The organism is Burkholderia dolosa (assembly GCF_902499135.1).
GTDB classification, from domain to species: Bacteria; Pseudomonadota; Gammaproteobacteria; order Burkholderiales; family Burkholderiaceae; genus Burkholderia; species Burkholderia dolosa.
Genome location: NZ_CABVPR010000009.1, coordinates 99,670 through 114,030, shown reverse-complemented (window position 1 = coordinate 114,030; position 14,361 = coordinate 99,670). Strand labels below are relative to the sequence as shown.

At 65.5% G+C, this 14,361-nt stretch carries 11 protein-coding genes, 1 tRNA gene, 1 pseudogene and 2 riboswitches; of the genes and pseudogenes, 11 read left to right on the top strand and 2 right to left on the bottom strand.

Translation table 11 applies throughout. The features are described 5' to 3' along the window. From BUB20358_RS06760 to BUB20358_RS06745, 4 genes and pseudogenes are all read left to right on the top strand, one after another. Positions 1 to 687 (top strand): annotated as a pseudogene (locus BUB20358_RS06760) (lytic transglycosylase domain-containing protein); the annotation flags it as partial. Positions 688 to 1,116: 429 nt separating this feature from the next. Continuing rightward, a complete protein-coding gene (locus BUB20358_RS06755; RefSeq protein ID WP_035971412.1) occupies positions 1,117 to 1,368 on the top strand; it encodes a PAAR domain-containing protein in 252 nt (83 codons plus the stop codon). Positions 1,369 to 1,637: 269 nt separating this feature from the next. Continuing rightward, positions 1,638 to 1,994, top strand: coding sequence for a lysozyme inhibitor LprI family protein (locus BUB20358_RS06750; RefSeq protein ID WP_081293548.1), 357 nt, complete (start codon positions 1,638 to 1,640; stop codon positions 1,992 to 1,994). 9 nt (positions 1,995 to 2,003) lie between these two features. Continuing rightward, entirely contained in the window at positions 2,004 to 2,255 is a 252-nt protein-coding gene (locus BUB20358_RS06745) for a PAAR domain-containing protein (protein WP_035971413.1), read from the top strand. Between the two features lie 123 nt (positions 2,256 to 2,378). Here the strand turns inward: BUB20358_RS06745 and BUB20358_RS06740 are convergent. Continuing rightward, positions 2,379 to 2,454, bottom strand: a tRNA-Arg gene (locus tag BUB20358_RS06740). A gap of 252 nt (positions 2,455 to 2,706) precedes the next feature. Between BUB20358_RS06740 and BUB20358_RS06735 the strand changes: the two genes are divergently transcribed. Continuing rightward, positions 2,707 to 3,597, top strand: coding sequence for a c-type cytochrome (locus tag BUB20358_RS06735; protein ID WP_006762930.1), 891 nt, complete (start codon positions 2,707 to 2,709; stop codon positions 3,595 to 3,597). A 109-nt stretch (positions 3,598 to 3,706) separates the two neighbouring features. Here BUB20358_RS06735 and BUB20358_RS06730 read toward each other — a convergent pair whose 3' ends face one another. After that, positions 3,707 to 5,794, bottom strand: a complete 2,088-nt coding sequence (locus BUB20358_RS06730) for a UvrD-helicase domain-containing protein (RefSeq protein WP_035971414.1) — start codon at positions 5,792 to 5,794, stop codon at positions 3,707 to 3,709. 595 nt (positions 5,795 to 6,389) lie between these two features. Between BUB20358_RS06730 and BUB20358_RS06725 the strand changes: the two genes are divergently transcribed. The 6 genes from BUB20358_RS06725 to BUB20358_RS06700 all read left to right on the top strand — a co-directional run bounded on the left by BUB20358_RS06725 (position 6,390) and on the right by BUB20358_RS06700 (position 14,348). Then, entirely contained in the window at positions 6,390 to 7,442 is a 1,053-nt protein-coding gene (locus tag BUB20358_RS06725; RefSeq protein ID WP_006762932.1) for an oxidoreductase, read from the top strand. Positions 7,443 to 7,622: 180 nt separating this feature from the next. Further along, positions 7,623 to 7,985 (top strand): hypothetical protein, encoded by a 363-nt coding sequence (locus BUB20358_RS06720; RefSeq protein ID WP_035971415.1) that lies wholly within the window; start codon positions 7,623 to 7,625, stop codon positions 7,983 to 7,985. Positions 7,986 to 8,099: 114 nt separating this feature from the next. Further along, a riboswitch (glycine riboswitch) is annotated at positions 8,100 to 8,202 on the top strand. A 32-nt stretch (positions 8,203 to 8,234) separates the two neighbouring features. Then, positions 8,235 to 8,365: riboswitch (glycine riboswitch) on the top strand. An 84-nt stretch (positions 8,366 to 8,449) separates the two neighbouring features. Continuing rightward, positions 8,450 to 9,568 carry a glycine cleavage system aminomethyltransferase GcvT gene (gcvT, locus tag BUB20358_RS06715; RefSeq protein WP_035971416.1) on the top strand — a complete coding sequence of 373 codons (1,119 nt, stop codon included), beginning with the start codon at positions 8,450 to 8,452 and terminating at the stop codon, positions 9,566 to 9,568. Positions 9,569 to 9,685: 117 nt separating this feature from the next. Further along, on the top strand, positions 9,686 to 10,066 hold the full coding sequence (gene gcvH, locus BUB20358_RS06710) for a glycine cleavage system protein GcvH (protein WP_035971418.1): 381 nt from the start codon (positions 9,686 to 9,688) through the stop codon (positions 10,064 to 10,066). Positions 10,067 to 10,129: 63 nt separating this feature from the next. Further along, positions 10,130 to 13,057, top strand: a complete 2,928-nt coding sequence (gcvP, locus tag BUB20358_RS06705; protein ID WP_006762936.1) for an aminomethyl-transferring glycine dehydrogenase — start codon at positions 10,130 to 10,132, stop codon at positions 13,055 to 13,057. A 154-nt stretch (positions 13,058 to 13,211) separates the two neighbouring features. Next, on the top strand, positions 13,212 to 14,348 hold the full coding sequence (locus BUB20358_RS06700; protein WP_035973216.1) for an alginate lyase family protein: 1,137 nt from the start codon (positions 13,212 to 13,214) through the stop codon (positions 14,346 to 14,348). The last annotated feature ends 13 nt before the right edge of the window (positions 14,349 to 14,361 follow it).

Below are 14,361 nucleotides of genomic sequence, written 5' to 3'. Positions count from 1 at the left end.
CAGGTGACGAGCGTCGAAGGCTTCCCGAAGGAGCCCAATCCTTGGCATTTTCATCCGGTGGGGATTGTTGGGAATTTCAAAGTGAGTTCCAGCACGGCATTGGACGAACTTATAAGGAAAATCGGCGACATAATATCGGGCGGAGAAGGTGGATACGAGTCTTATAATTCCGGAACAAAGGGCGTTCCTGGAGGCAGAGTCGGCCATTCCTACATGAATCCGGCTCCCGGCGCTGTCACGGGCAAGACGATTAACGAAATTCTTGCTACAGACTCCCTTTCCGGTACCGATCCAAATCGAATGTTCGCAACGGGAAAGTATCAAACAACAATTTCAACACTTAGATCCGGCAAGGCTGCGCTTGGGTTGACGGGCGAAGAAAAATACGATGCCGAAATGCAAGAACGATTCTTTCGGGATTTTCTTTTTAGCAAGGCGGGCGGTGGCAAGTTGGCGTCATTTGTAAAAAATGGAATTGGAACTGTAGACCAAGCGCAATATGCAGCTGCGCAGGAATGGGCATCGATTTCAGTTCCAAGAGGCATGCCTATTCAGGATGGTAGAATTTCGGACGGCCGCATGTCGTATTATCAGGGCGCAGCCAATTCGCATAATTCCGATTCAACAAAAAAATTGCGCGACATACTCAACGAAATTGAGGCAGAAGGAGGTAAACGTGAATATTAAATCCATTCTAACGTCATTTCTTTGCGCGTACCTCTCTCTGGTCGCGTGTGCTGCGCTTGCCGATTCCAGCGCGCCTCCTTTGGGTGTCCCCAAAATAAAGATGGAAACCCCGTATGAAAAAGTGCGAGAAATTATGTTAAAAAACGGATGGCGCCCTTATCGCGGACAAAACGCATTACCATGCACTCTTGAAGACAAGAGGTGTCAAGGGCGCCCCGAGATGCAAGCGTGCTCTGATGTTGGCATTGGTCAATGCTCTTGGCTTTGGAAAAAAAATGGAAGAATCGTGCTAATTAAAACACAGGACGATGATCTTTTTTATGGGTTTTCAAGATATTACGGCCACTAAGGATATGTGACATCGGCAAATTGAGTGGTCAAAAATCTGAATTTTTGACTTCATCGGATAACGTATCCCATGTTCCTTTTATGATGAACCTGATCCGCGTCGGCGACGACACCGACCACGGCGGCAAAGTCGAAACCGGCTCACCGACGATGCGCTTCGACGGTCGCTTCGTTGCGCGCAAGGGCGATCGCGTATCCTGCCCGCAGCATCCCAACGTATCGCCGAACATCATTGAGGAAGGTGATCCGTCGATGACGGACAACGGCGTCCCGATCGCTCGACACGGACACCGCGCCACCTGCGGCTGTCATCTAATTTCGAGCCTGACCTGAACGAACGCTGGAACAAGCCAAGAGCCATCCGGATATCCGAGCAGGACGTCGACAACCTAATCAAAGTTGCAGCGACTGAGGTTGCATTTGAGCTTGGGCGATGGCGACTTATGAGAGCAAACCGGCGCTGTTGTATTGCTGGATATCGATATGGAAAAGGGCGTGCGGTTCATGTGCACGGGACAACTCATGGACTAATGCGCTTTAGATAAGAGCCCTGTTCCATAGAACCACCATAACCACAAAATCGCCAACTCGCTTATACTCTTATGAAGAATATCGTTTATCTCATATTCTTATTTTTACCTCTGACCACATTTGCCGACGAATGCATAAACGGCGGAAACGCCTACAATGACTTATCCTGCGTCGATCAATCACTAGAAAAATCCAAGAAAGACCTCAACTCACTGCACAGGAGAATATATTCAAGTACACAATATAAACAGGAGTTTGAGCAATCACAGAAAGCCTGGCTTAATTACAGAGAAAAGCAATGTAACGGCTATATTGCAGCCGAGGCCTCTCAATCCCAAGGCGTTGGTCCCGGATTAATCACGAAAGAGTGCTCACTTGCACTCACCAGGCAGCGCATCGATTATTTGAAAACGCTTATTGAGAAATAGCAAGTCAGCTTGATAGAGCTGATCCGCGTCGGCGACGAAACCGACCACGGCGGCAAAGTCGAAACCGGCTCACCGACGATGCGCTTCGACGGCCGCTTCGTTGCGCGCAAGGGCGATCGCGTATCCTGCCCGCAGCATCCCGACGTATCGCACAACGTCATTGAGGAAGGCGACCCGTCGATGACGGACAACGGCATCCCGATCGCTCGACACGGGCACCGCGCCACCTGCGGCTGTCACCTGATCTCGAGCCTGACCTGAGCCGCGACACAAATGACGCCAGCGACGACAGCCCCGCGCCGAGCCGCAGCCGGCTAGCTGTAATTTCACTGCAACAGGGGAAAAACGGAGAAGTAGCGAAACCGCTGAAAGCCTTGTCAGGCTTGGCGCGCCCGGCTGGGATCGAACCAGCAACCCCTGCCTTCGGAGGGCAGTACTCTATCCATTGAGCTACGGGCGCCTGGGACAGTGAAGCGACCCCGAAAATCAGGCCGCCCACAATTGGCAAGACGGCAAGGATACCCGGTTTCCCATGACGCGTCCACCGTACCTGCCGAATCCCCGTCGGCACGGCGTCCGTGCGGGTAAACACGCGCCATCGCGCCGCTCGCCGTGATGTAAACGTTCCGTCTATAATCGTCCGTGCTTCATTGGACTGCCATTTTGCCGTTGCACCGCGCTCACAATTCCTATTCACGGAGACGAGGCAAGCATGAGCGAAGCACCCCACGAATCTCCCGTCAAAACCCCCGGGCAGCTGATCGCCCTCATCATCGCGTCGTTCGCGATTCCGATTGCCCTCATCGTCCTGTTCGCCAGCTATGCGAACCACGCGTTTCGCTCCGGCGCCGGCACCGACGCGCTTTCCGACGCGCAGGTCGAGCGCCGCATCGCGCCGATCGCACAGGTCGAAGTGAAGGACGCCAACGCGCCGCGCACGTACAAGACGGGCGAGGAAGTCTACAAGGCCGTCTGCGTGACCTGTCACGGCACGGGCGCAGCCGGCGCGCCGAAATTCGGCAGCAAGGACGACTGGGCGCCGCGCATCTCGCAAGGCTTCGATACGCTGCTGAAGACAGCCCTCGCCGGCAAGGGCGCGATGCCGCCGCGCGGCGGCACGAGCCCCGACGACGTCAGCGACTATGAAATCGCCCGCGCAATCGTCTATATGGCCAACAACGATGGCGCGAACTTCCCGGAACCGGCCGCACCGGCCGCGAACGCAGCGCCGGCCGCCAGCGGCGCAGCCGCCGCGTCGGGCGGCGATGCGGCGAACGCGCAGGCAGCCGCCGCGATGGCAGCGATCGCCGCGATTCCGAAGGCCGGCGAAAAGCCCGCCGCCGCGCCGACCAGCGCCGACGCCGCATCGGCCGGCAAGGCACTCTACACGTCGGTGTGCCAGGCGTGCCACGCAGCCGGCGTGCTCGGCGCACCGAAGTTCGGCAGCAAGGAGGACTGGGCGCCGCGCCTGAAGGATTCGATGGACACCGTCTACAACTACGCGCTGCACGGCAAGGGCGCGATGCCGCCGAAGGGCGGGTCGAACGCATCGGATGCCGACGTGAAAGCAGCCGTCGACTACATGGTCAATGCGGTGAAGTAACGCGGTCGCCCGACGCGAAGAAAACCCCCGCGATGCACGCGCATCGCGGGGGTTTCGTTTTCCACGTCCGGCACATTTCGCACGTCCGCACGAGCGCCGCGCGGCGCCGTCACTTCTGCAGCAGCGCCTTCAGGCTCGCGAGCCGGTCCTTCGGCGTCATCGGCGCGTCCTCAGGCGCGGGCGGCGGCGCATCGTCGAGTCCCATCTCGGGAATGAACCGCGACGGCTCGCACACGACCGTCTCCCGCGCGCGCTTGCGCTTCTTGCACCAGTTCAGATGGAGACTGCGCTGCGCGCGCGTGATCGCGACGTACATCAGCCGGCGCTCTTCCTCGATCCGCTCGTCGTCGATCGGGCCGTCGTCGTCGCTGCCGCCGCGGTGCGGCATGATGCCCTCCTCGACGCCGACAAGGAACACGTGCGGATATTCGAGCCCCTTCGACGCATGGACGGTCGACAGCCGCACGGCGTCGGGATCCTCGTCCTTGCCCTCGAGCATCGACATCAGCGCGACGGTCTGGATCAGCCCGAGCAGGTTCTTGCCGGTATCGGCAAGCCCGTCCGCGTTGTGGAAACCGTCGGCCTCGCCGTCGACGGCCTCGGTCTCGGGCTTCGTGCCCTTGCGCTTCAGCCATTCGAGGAATTCGAGCACGTTCTGCCACTTCGACTGCGCCTGTCGCTCGTCGAACGCGTCGTACAGGTACGCCTCGTAATGGATCGCCTCCATCATGTCGTCGAGCACGACCGACGCGGGCTCCTTGTCCGCGCGTTCGGTGAGCCGCTGGATGAAGTCGCAGAACATCCGGAGCGGCTCGATCTGCCGCGCGGACAGCCGCGCCTCGATCCCGCCCATGTACACGGCCTCGAACAGCGACACCTTCGCCTGCCCGGCGAACGCGCCGAGCGCCTCGAGCGTCGTGTTGCCGATGCCGCGCCGCGGCGTCGTGACCGCGCGGATGAACGCGGGATCGTCGTCGGCGTTCGCGATCAGCCGCAGGTAAGCGCACAGATCCTTGATCTCGGCCTTGTCGAAGAACGACTGGCCGCCCGACAGCACGTACGGAATCCGCTCGCGCCGCAGCACCTGCTCGAAGATCCGCGCCTGGAAATTGCCGCGATACAGGATCGCGTAGTCGCGAAACTGCGCGCGCCGCTCGAACTTATGCGCGGACAGCCGGAACACGACCGATTCGGCCTCGTGCTCCTCGTCGTTGCACGCGGTCACGGTGACCGGATCGCCCATCCCGTGCTCGGACCACAGCTTCTTCTCGAACAGCTTCGGGTTGTTCGCAATCACGTTGTTCGCCGCGGTCAGGATCCGCACGGTCGACCGGTAGTTCTGTTCGAGCTTGATCACGTGCAGCTTCGGGAAATCCTTGCCGAGCTGCGCGAGGTTCTCGAGCGTCGCGCCGCGCCAGCCGTAGATCGCCTGGTCGTCGTCGCCGACCGCGGTGAACGCGGCGCGCGGGCCGGCGAGCAGCTTCAGCAGCTCGTACTGGCACGCGTTGGTGTCCTGGTACTCGTCGATCAGCAGATAGCGCAGCTTGTTCTGCCAGCGATCGCGCACCTGCTCGTTCTTCGCGAACAGCTCGGTCGGCAGCCGGATCAGGTCGTCGAAGTCGACGGCCTGATACGCATGCAGCGTCGCGACGTAGTTGCGGTACACGAGCGCGGCCTGGTGCTCGTCCTCGTTCGCGGCGATCGTCATCGCCTCCTCGGGCGTGACGAGGCCGTTCTTCCACAGCGAGATGATGGTCTGGACCTTGCGGATCAGCCCCTTGTCGGTCGTGCCGAGCTGCTCCTGGATCATTCCGAAGCAATCGTCCGAATCCATGATCGAGAACTGCGGCTTCAGGCCGACGTGCTCGGCCTCCTGGCGCAGGATCTGCACGCCGAGCGAGTGGAACGTGCACACGGTGAGCTGGTTGACGGGCACCTTGCGCCCTTCCTTGCCGGGCGTGGTGAGCGTCTTGCCTTCGAGCAGCTTCGACACGCGCTCGCGCATTTCGGCGGCCGCCTTGTTCGTGAACGTGACGGCGGCGATATGGCGCGGCTCGAAGCCTTTCGCTTCGATCAGGTGCGCGATCTTCTGCGTGATCACGCGGGTCTTGCCGCTGCCCGCGCCGGCGAGCACGAGGCAGGGACCGTCGAGATAGCGCACCGCTTCGTTCTGGGCGGGGTTCAGGCCTGCGGACATGATGGCGGATGATGTTGCGGTTGACGGCGGAACGCCGGGAGGATGCCGCGCGCGCAAGCGTCTGCGGAGCAGGCGGACACGCGGGCAGGACGCGCATGTTAACACGTCGGCGGCGTCCGTTTCGGGGCGGGCGCGGTGCGCGTCGTCCGTGTGCGCACCGGCCGGGCCGCACCCGGCTGTTCGGCCAATCCGGCCCGCTACGCATGCCGATCGGCGACAATCGGCGCTCGTCGGTGAAGGCCGCTGGGCGGCATGAATCCGGCGGCGTCGACACGGCACGATGTCGGCTCGCCACTGTCGGGGCCGAGTCGGTGCCGTTTGGGTCGGGGCTCATGTGTCGAGCATTTGCCGCGCGTGTCGAGCGGTCGCGGCCGCGCCCCGGCGCGTGCGCGGCACAGGCGGCCGTCAGATCGCGCAGAAGCGGTACGCGAGACCGCAATGCGCCGGCGTTCGCCGCGTACGCGCCGCCCGGCATCGCTCGCGTTGCCGGACACGCCCATACGCGCCGCCGCGCCGCACCGTGCCAAAATAGCCGGCCGTCGTCGCGCCGTCGCGGCGCGGCCTCCTTTCGTTTCGTTCGTAGCCAGGGATTGCCATGTCGTCATTGCTCAGGATTGGTTTGATGGGTTTCGGTTTCGCCGGCGCGACGTTCCATGCGCCCGTGATCGCGACGAGCGGCCGCACCGAGGTCGCCGCCATCGCGACGGGACAGCCCGATCGCGCGCAGGCTGCGTATCCGGGCGCGCGCATCGTCGCCGATCTCGACGCGCTGCTCGCCCTCGACGACATCGAATGCGTGGTGATCGCGACGCCGAACGACACGCACTTTCCGCTCGCGCGGCGCGTGCTCGAAGCCGGACGTCACGTCGTCGTCGACAAGCCGGTCACGCTGACCGCCGACGAAGCGCTGGCGCTCGCACGGCTCGCGAACGCGCGCAGCCGCCTGTTCGCGCCGTTCCACAACCGTCGCTGGGACGGCGATTTCCTGACCGTGCGCCGCATCGTCGAAGCGGGCGAGCTCGGCCGGCTCACTTATTTCGCGTCGCACTTCGACCGCTTCCGGCCGGCGCCGCGCACACGCTGGCGCGAAGAGCCGGCACGCGGCGGCGGCCTGCTGCTCGACCTCGGCCCGCACCTGATCGACCAGGCGCTCGTGCTGTTCGGGCTGCCCGACACCGTCAGCGCGACCGTCAAGACGCGCCGCGACAACGGCACGGCGCCCGATTTCGTGCATCTGCTGCTCGGCTACCCGGACAAGGACGTCGCGCTGCACGCGAGCGCGCTGTCGGCGATCGAGCCCGCGCGCTTCACGCTGCACGGCACGCGCGGCAGCTATCAGAAGTTCGGGCTCGACACGCAGGAAGACCAGTTGAAGGCCGGCCTCACGCCGGACGACGTCGAGTTCGGCGGCGGCAATCCGCCGGGCGTGCTGCGCGTGCTCGACGGCGAACTGGAAGTCGAACGGCCGGTGCCGACGCTCGACGGCCAGTACGCGGAGTTCTATCGCGCGCTGGCCGCATCGGTGCGCGACGGCGCACCGTTCCCGATCGCGCCGCAGGACGCGGTCGACGTGATGACGATCATCGAGCTCGCCGCGCAGAGCGAACACGAAGGCCGCCGGCTGCCGTTCGTGCGACGCACGGTCTGACGCGCGCGTGCCGGCCGTCTCGCGCGGCCGGCACGCACGAACAACCGGTGCGGAAAGACGCGGCGCACGACGAACCGGAACATTCGGTTACAAATGCCGCGGGAACGAAAGTCAGCGATCCGCCGGTCTGACGCGTTTCTCGAAAAAGTCGATCCGACACCTTTCCGTCAGGAGAATGCGATGCAACGGTTGATTCGCGCAGCGGCATGCTGCGTCCTGGTTTCCTCGCTCGCGGCATGTATCGTGCAGCCGCAGCGGCCGGCGCGGCAGGCGCCGCCGCCGCGACCGAGCGCGCAGGTCGTCGCGAACGAGCGCATGCAGGAAGTCCAGGGCCGCATCGACAATCTGCATCGCCGGATCGACGCGCGCGTGAACGCCGGCTACTATCCGCCGCCGTACGGCGCGCAGCTGCATCACCGCCTCGACGTGATCCGCCAGGAGTCGAACGACATGTCGGCGCAGCACAACGGCGGCCTGTCCGCCGACGAGCAGCGCGTGCTGAACCAGGAACTCGACACGGCCGCGCGCGCGATCGGCGAGTGACGGGCGCCGGCCCCGCCGGTCCGACGGAAAGCGACGGCTTCGCGGCCGCCGCTTGTCGCGAAGCGACATTCTTTTGCTCAAATTGACAAGGCTCGACCGCTCGCGTACAGTCGCCCGCACGCGTCGGGAGAGCGTGTGACCGCGTTGCTGCAACGCCGGTCGCGCCGCCGAAGGGGCACACCCGCAAACTCTCAGGCAAAAGGACCGACCGCGTCGGGGAACCCCGTCCGCGCATCGCGCGGGCCGCACTCCCCGCACTCTGGAGAGCGGCAGTAGTCCGCTGCATACGCAGCGCGGCAGGCTGCCCACCGAAGGGGCGCGCGTTCGCCGGGCCTGGCCCGCAGCGCAATCTCTCAGGTATCGAGGACAGAGGGGCATGTACAGGATCGCTCGCCGGCCCGCAGCCGCGACGGTCGGCACATGGCCGTTCTGACCCGCGCGCAAGCGCCTTGCCTGAGGCCTCGATGACTGCACTGAAACATACCCCGCTCAACGCCGCGCACCGCGCGCTCAATGCCCGCATGGTCGATTTCGGCGGCTGGGACATGCCCGTCAACTACGGCTCGCAGATCGAAGAGCACGAAGCCGTGCGCACCGACGCCGGCATGTTCGACGTGTCGCACATGTGCGTAGTCGACTTCACCGGCAGCCGCGTGCGCGCGTTCTTCGAGCGCGCGATCGCGAACAACGTCGGCAAGCTGCGCACGCCCGGCAAGGCGCTCTACTCGTGCCTGCTCAATCCGCAGGGCGGCGTCATCGACGATCTGATCGTCTACTACTTCACCGAGGAATTCTTCCGCGTCGTCGTCAACGCCGGCACCGCCGACAAGGACGTCGCGTGGTTCAACCAGCTCAACGAGCAAGGCGGCTACGGCGTGACGATCGCGCCGCGCCGCGATCTGGCCATCGTCGCGGTGCAGGGCCCGAACGCGCGCGAAAAAGCGTGGACGACGGTGCCCGCCGCGCGCGCCGCGACGAGCGAGCTGAAGCCGTTCAACGCCGCGCAGGTCGCCGGCACGCCGTTCGGCGACCTCACCGTCGCGCGCACCGGCTACACCGGCGAGGACGGCTTCGAAGTGATCGTTCCTGCCGTGCACGTTGTCGCGCTGTGGAACGCGCTGCAGCAGAACGGCGTGCGCCCGTGCGGGCTCGGCGCGCGCGACACGCTGCGCCTCGAAGCCGGCATGAACCTGTATGGCCAGGACATGGACGACAACGTGTCGCCGCTCGATGCGGGCCTCGCATGGACGGTCGATCTGTCGACGCCGCGCGAATTCGTCGGCCGCGCCGCGCTCGAGCGCGACGGTACGCGCGCCGCGTTCGTCGGCCTGATCCTGCAGAAGGAAAACGGCAAGGCGGGCGGCGTGCTGCGCGCGCACCAGAAGGTCGTCACGCCGCACGGCGAAGGCGAGATCACGAGCGGCACGTTCTCGCCGACGATGCAGGAATCGATCGCGTTCGCGCGCGTGCCGACGGCCGTGCAGATCGGCGACACGGTGCACGTGCAGATTCGCGACAAGCAACTTCCCGCGCGCGTGGTAAAACTGCCGTTCGTGCGCAACGGCAAGGTCCTCGCTGCGTAACGGCCGGGGGGCCGCCTCCCGGGAAGCCGGGAAATGGCGCCCGGCGAACACCGCATCCGGCGCGCCCGAGCGGCGCGCCAGCACAACGAATCACACCCTTTTATCCAGGAGCATCCGATGAGCAACGTCCCGGCCGATCTGAAGTACACCGACGAACACGAGTGGATCCGTACCGAAGCAGACGGCACGCTGACGGTCGGCATCACCGATCACGCGCAGAGCACGCTCGGCGACATCGTCTTCCTCGAGCTGCCGGAAGTCGGCAAGCAGGTGACGGCAGGCGACGCGGTCGGCGTCGTCGAGTCGGTGAAGGCGGCATCCGACATCTACTCGCCGGTATCGGGCGAGATCGTCGCGGTCAACGACGCGATCGTCGACACGCCCGACGCGGTCAACAGCGACGCGTACGCGAGCTGGCTGTTCAAGATCAAGCTCGCGGACGGCGCATCGGCCGACAAGCTGATCGACGCCGCCGCCTACGGCAAGCTGATCGACTAACCCCTTCACCCACCGCGCGGGGCCGGCGAGCCGCCCTGCCCCGCGCGGAGCCAGAGTCACGCCATGAAGCTCGAACACCCGGACCGCCTGATGAACCGCACGCCCCTCTCGCTCGCCGCGCTCGAAACGCACGACGCGTTCGCCGAACGCCACATCGGCCCCGATGCCGCCAGCCAGCAGGCCATGCTCGACACGCTCGGCTTCGCATCGCGCGCCGAACTGATCGACGCCGTGATCCCGGCGTCGATCCGCCGCACCGAACCGCTGCCGCTCGGCCCGTTCGCGCAGCCGAAGAGCGAGGCCGAAGCGCTCGCCGCGCTGCGTGCGCTCGCGGACAAGAACCAGGTGTTCCGCTCGTATATCGGCCAGGGCTACTACGACACGCATACGCCGGCCGTGATCCTGCGCAACGTGCTCGAGAACCCGGCGTGGTACACGGCCTACACGCCGTACCAGCCGGAGATTTCGCAGGGCCGCCTCGAGGCGCTGCTGAACTTCCAGCAGATGGTGACCGATCTGACCGGCCTCGCGATCTCGAATGCGTCGCTGCTCGACGAGGCGACCGCCGCGGCCGAGGCGATGACGCTGCTGCAGCGCACCGGCAAGCCGAAATCGAACGTGTTCTACGTGGCCGACGACGTGCTGCCGCAGACGCTCGAAGTGATCCGCACGCGCGCGCTGCCGGTCGGCATCGAAGTGAAGACGGGCCCCGCCGCCGACGCCGCGCAGTCCGACGCGTTCGGCGTGCTGCTTCAATATCCGGGCGTAAACGGCGACGTGCGCGACTACCGCGCGCTCACCGAAGCGATCCATGCGGCCGGCGGCCACGTCGTCGTCGCGGCCGACCTGCTCGCGCTCACCGTGCTGACGCCGCCCGGCGAATGGGGCGCGGACGTCGCGGTCGGCAACACGCAGCGCTTCGGCGTGCCGATGGGCTTCGGCGGCCCGCACGCCGCGTATCTCGCGGTGCGCGACGAATTCAAGCGCCAGATGCCCGGCCGTCTCGTCGGCGTGACGGTCGACGCGCAGGGCAAGCCCGCGCTGCGCCTCGCGCTGCAGACGCGCGAACAGCACATCCGCCGTGAGAAGGCGACGTCGAACGTGTGCACCGCGCAGGCGCTGCTCGCGATCATGGCGAGCATGTATGCGGTCTATCACGGCCCGCACGGACTGAAGACGATCGCGCTGCGCGTGAACCGGATCGCGGCGCTGCTCGCCGCCGGCGTGAAGCAGCTCGGCTTCACGATCGTCAACGACACGTTCTTCGATACGCTGACGATCGACACCGGCGCGCGCACCGCGCAGGTCCACGAATTCGCGAACGCGAAGCGCATCAACCTGCGCCGCGTCAGCGACACGCGTGTCGGCGTGTCGATCGACGAGACGACGACCCGCGACGACCTCGCCGACCTGCTTGCGGTGTTCGCGCAGGCGGCGGGCGGCACCGCGCCGGCCGTCGATGCGCTCGACGCGGGCCTGCACGGCGTCGCCGCACTGCCGGCCGGCCTCGAGCGCACGAGCGCGTACCTGACGCACCACGTATTCAACCGTCATCACTCGGAAACCGAGATGCTGCGCTACCTGCGCAGCCTGTCCGACAAGGATCTCGCGCTCGACCGTTCGATGATTCCGCTCGGCTCGTGCACGATGAAGCTGAACGCGACGTCCGAGATGCTGCCCGTCACGTGGCCCGAATTCGGCCGCATGCACCCGTTCGCGCCGGCCGACCAGACCGTCGGTTACCGCGAGATGATCGACCAGCTCGAGCAGATGCTGGTCGCGGCAACCGGCTACGCGGCCGTGTCGCTGCAGCCGAACGCGGGCTCGCAGGGCGAGTACGCGGGCCTGTTGATCATCCACGCGTATCACGCGTCGCGCGGCGAAGACCATCGCGACGTGTGCCTGATCCCCGCATCCGCGCACGGCACGAACCCGGCGTCCGCGCACATGGCGGGCATGAAGGTCGTCGTCGTCGCGTGCGACGCGCAGGGCAACGTCGACATCGCCGACCTGAAGGCGAAGGCCGAACAGCATTCGGCGAATCTCGCGGCGATCATGATCACGTATCCGTCGACGCACGGCGTGTTCGAGCAGAACGTGCGCGAGATCTGCGAGATCGTCCATGCGCACGGCGGCCAGGTGTACGTCGACGGCGCGAACATGAACGCGATGGTCGGCCTGACCGCGCCGGGCCAGTTCGGCGGCGACGTGTCGCACCTGAACCTGCACAAGACCTTCTGCATCCCGCACGGCGGCGGCGGCCCGGGCGTCGGCCCGGTCGCGGTCGGCGCGCACCTCGCGAAGTTCCTGCCGAACCAGCGTTCGACCGGCTATGCACGCAGCGAGGACGGCATCGGCGCGGTGTCGGCCGCGCCGTACGGCTCCGCGTCGATCCTGCCGATCTCGTGGATGTACATCGCGATGATGGGCGCGAAGAACCTGACGGCCGCGACCGAAACCGCGATCCTCAACGCGAACTACATCGCGAAGCGTCTCGCGCCGCACTATCCGGTGCTGTATTCGGGCCCGGGCGGGCTGGTCGCGCACGAGTGCATCCTCGATCTGCGCCCGATCAAGGAAACGAGCGGCATCACCGTCGACGACGTCGCGAAGCGCCTGATGGACTACGGCTTCCACGCGCCGACGATGAGCTTCCCGGTGCCGGGCACGCTGATGGTCGAGCCGACCGAATCGGAGTCGAAGGAGGAGCTCGACCGCTTCATCGACGCGATGATCGCGATCCGCGAAGAAATCCGCGCGGTCGAGGAAGGCCGCGCTGATCGCGACGACAACCCGCTGCGGCACGCGCCGCACACGGCGGCCGTCGTCACCGCGAACGAGTGGCCGCATGCGTACTCGCGCGAGCAGGCTGCGTACCCGGTCGCGTCGCTCGGCACGAACAAGTACTGGCCGCCGGTCGGCCGCGCGGACAACGCGTACGGCGACCGCAACCTGTTCTGCTCGTGCGTGCCGATGTCCGAGTACGCGTGACCTGACGCACGCGTCGCGCGACATCGCCCGGCGGCGAGTGCGCGGTACGCAGCCTCGTATCGCGTGCTGCGTTCGCGCCGCGCGCGATCCCGCTCACGTTCGCCCGTCAATCCGGCTAACATCACACGCGATCCAGCCAATGAAGGAGTTCCGCATGGTGCGTCCGATGTTTCCGGGCCAGGCGGCGACGCGGCAGCATCCGCGCGCGCGCCGCTCGATGCCGATGCTCGTCGCGTCGCTGTCGCTCGTCGCTGCCGGCCTCGGCACGGCCGGCCACGCGCGCGCCGCGATGAATTTCTGCGCGGCGCCTGCGTTGCAGGCCAGCGAGACCACGCATGCGGAGCCGGGCGTGCAGGCACTGATCCGCAGTGTCGACGCGCGCATCGGCGAGCAGCCGAAGGCAATGGTGCGCGTGCACACCGAAGGCACGCTCCCGCATGAAGGCATCTACGACCAGAGCGTCGACGCGCTGCGCGACATGGACCTGATGCGCGACGCGGCGCTCGCGTGGCGCGTGACGAACGCGCCGCGCTATCTGCAGCTCGTCGACCGCTTCCTGTCCGCGTGGGTCGCGACGTATCAGCCGAGCTTCAACCCGATCGACGAGACGCGCTTCGACAGCCTGATCATCGCGTACGACATGACGGCGAGCGCGCTGCCCGTGAAGACGCGCAACGCGGCCGCCGCATTCATCGCGAAGCTCGGCGCCGGCTACGTCGCGCAGATCGACGCGCAGAAGCGTCCGCTCACCGGTACGTGGCGCAACAACTGGCAGAGTCACCGGATCAAGCTGATCGCGCTGTCCGCGTTCACGCTCGGCGACCGCAAGATGATGAACGCCGCGCAGCGGCTGTTCGTCGAGCATCTGGCCGACAACATCGGTCCGGACGGCAAGACGTGGGACTTCGAGGAACGCGACGCGCTGCACTACACGGTCTACGATCTGCAGCCGCTGGTGACGGCCGCGCTCGCCGCGCGCCGCTTCAACCGCAACTGGCTGCGCGAGCGCGGCGCGAACGGCGCGACGCTCGCGGCGGCGCTCGACTGGCTCGTGCCGTACGCGCGCGGCGAGAAGACGCACGACGAATTCGTGCATTCGGCGGTGCCGTTCGACGCGAAGCGCCGCGAGGCCGGGTTGCCCGGCTACACGGGGCAGTGGGACCCGAAAAACGCCACCGAACTCTTTCATCTGGCCGCGCGGCTCGACGGGCGCTATGCCCGCGTCGCGCAGCAACTTTCTCCAATGCCGCCCGCATGGCTCGCCGCGTGCCTGCCGTTGCAGGCGCGCTAGTACTTTTACGCAA

Bases quoted from the DNA above. Each gene is read 5' to 3' on its own strand.
- BUB20358_RS06755 (WP_035971412.1), top strand. From the start codon at position 1,117: ATGATGAACCTGATCCGCGTCGGCGACGACACCGACCACGGCGGCAAA.
- BUB20358_RS06750 (WP_081293548.1), top strand. From the start codon at position 1,638: ATGAAGAATATCGTTTATCTCATATTCTTATTTTTACCTCTGACCACA.
- BUB20358_RS06735 (WP_006762930.1), top strand. From the start codon at position 2,707: ATGAGCGAAGCACCCCACGAATCTCCCGTCAAAACCCCCGGGCAGCTG.
- BUB20358_RS06730 (WP_035971414.1), bottom strand. From the start codon at position 5,794: ATGTCCGCAGGCCTGAACCCCGCCCAGAACGAAGCGGTGCGCTATCTC.
- BUB20358_RS06725 (WP_006762932.1), top strand. From the start codon at position 6,390: ATGTCGTCATTGCTCAGGATTGGTTTGATGGGTTTCGGTTTCGCCGGC.
- BUB20358_RS06720 (WP_035971415.1), top strand. From the start codon at position 7,623: ATGCAACGGTTGATTCGCGCAGCGGCATGCTGCGTCCTGGTTTCCTCG.
- gcvT (WP_035971416.1), top strand. From the start codon at position 8,450: ATGACTGCACTGAAACATACCCCGCTCAACGCCGCGCACCGCGCGCTC.
- gcvH (WP_035971418.1), top strand. From the start codon at position 9,686: ATGAGCAACGTCCCGGCCGATCTGAAGTACACCGACGAACACGAGTGG.
- gcvP (WP_006762936.1), top strand. From the start codon at position 10,130: ATGAAGCTCGAACACCCGGACCGCCTGATGAACCGCACGCCCCTCTCG.
- BUB20358_RS06700 (WP_035973216.1), top strand. From the start codon at position 13,212: ATGGTGCGTCCGATGTTTCCGGGCCAGGCGGCGACGCGGCAGCATCCG.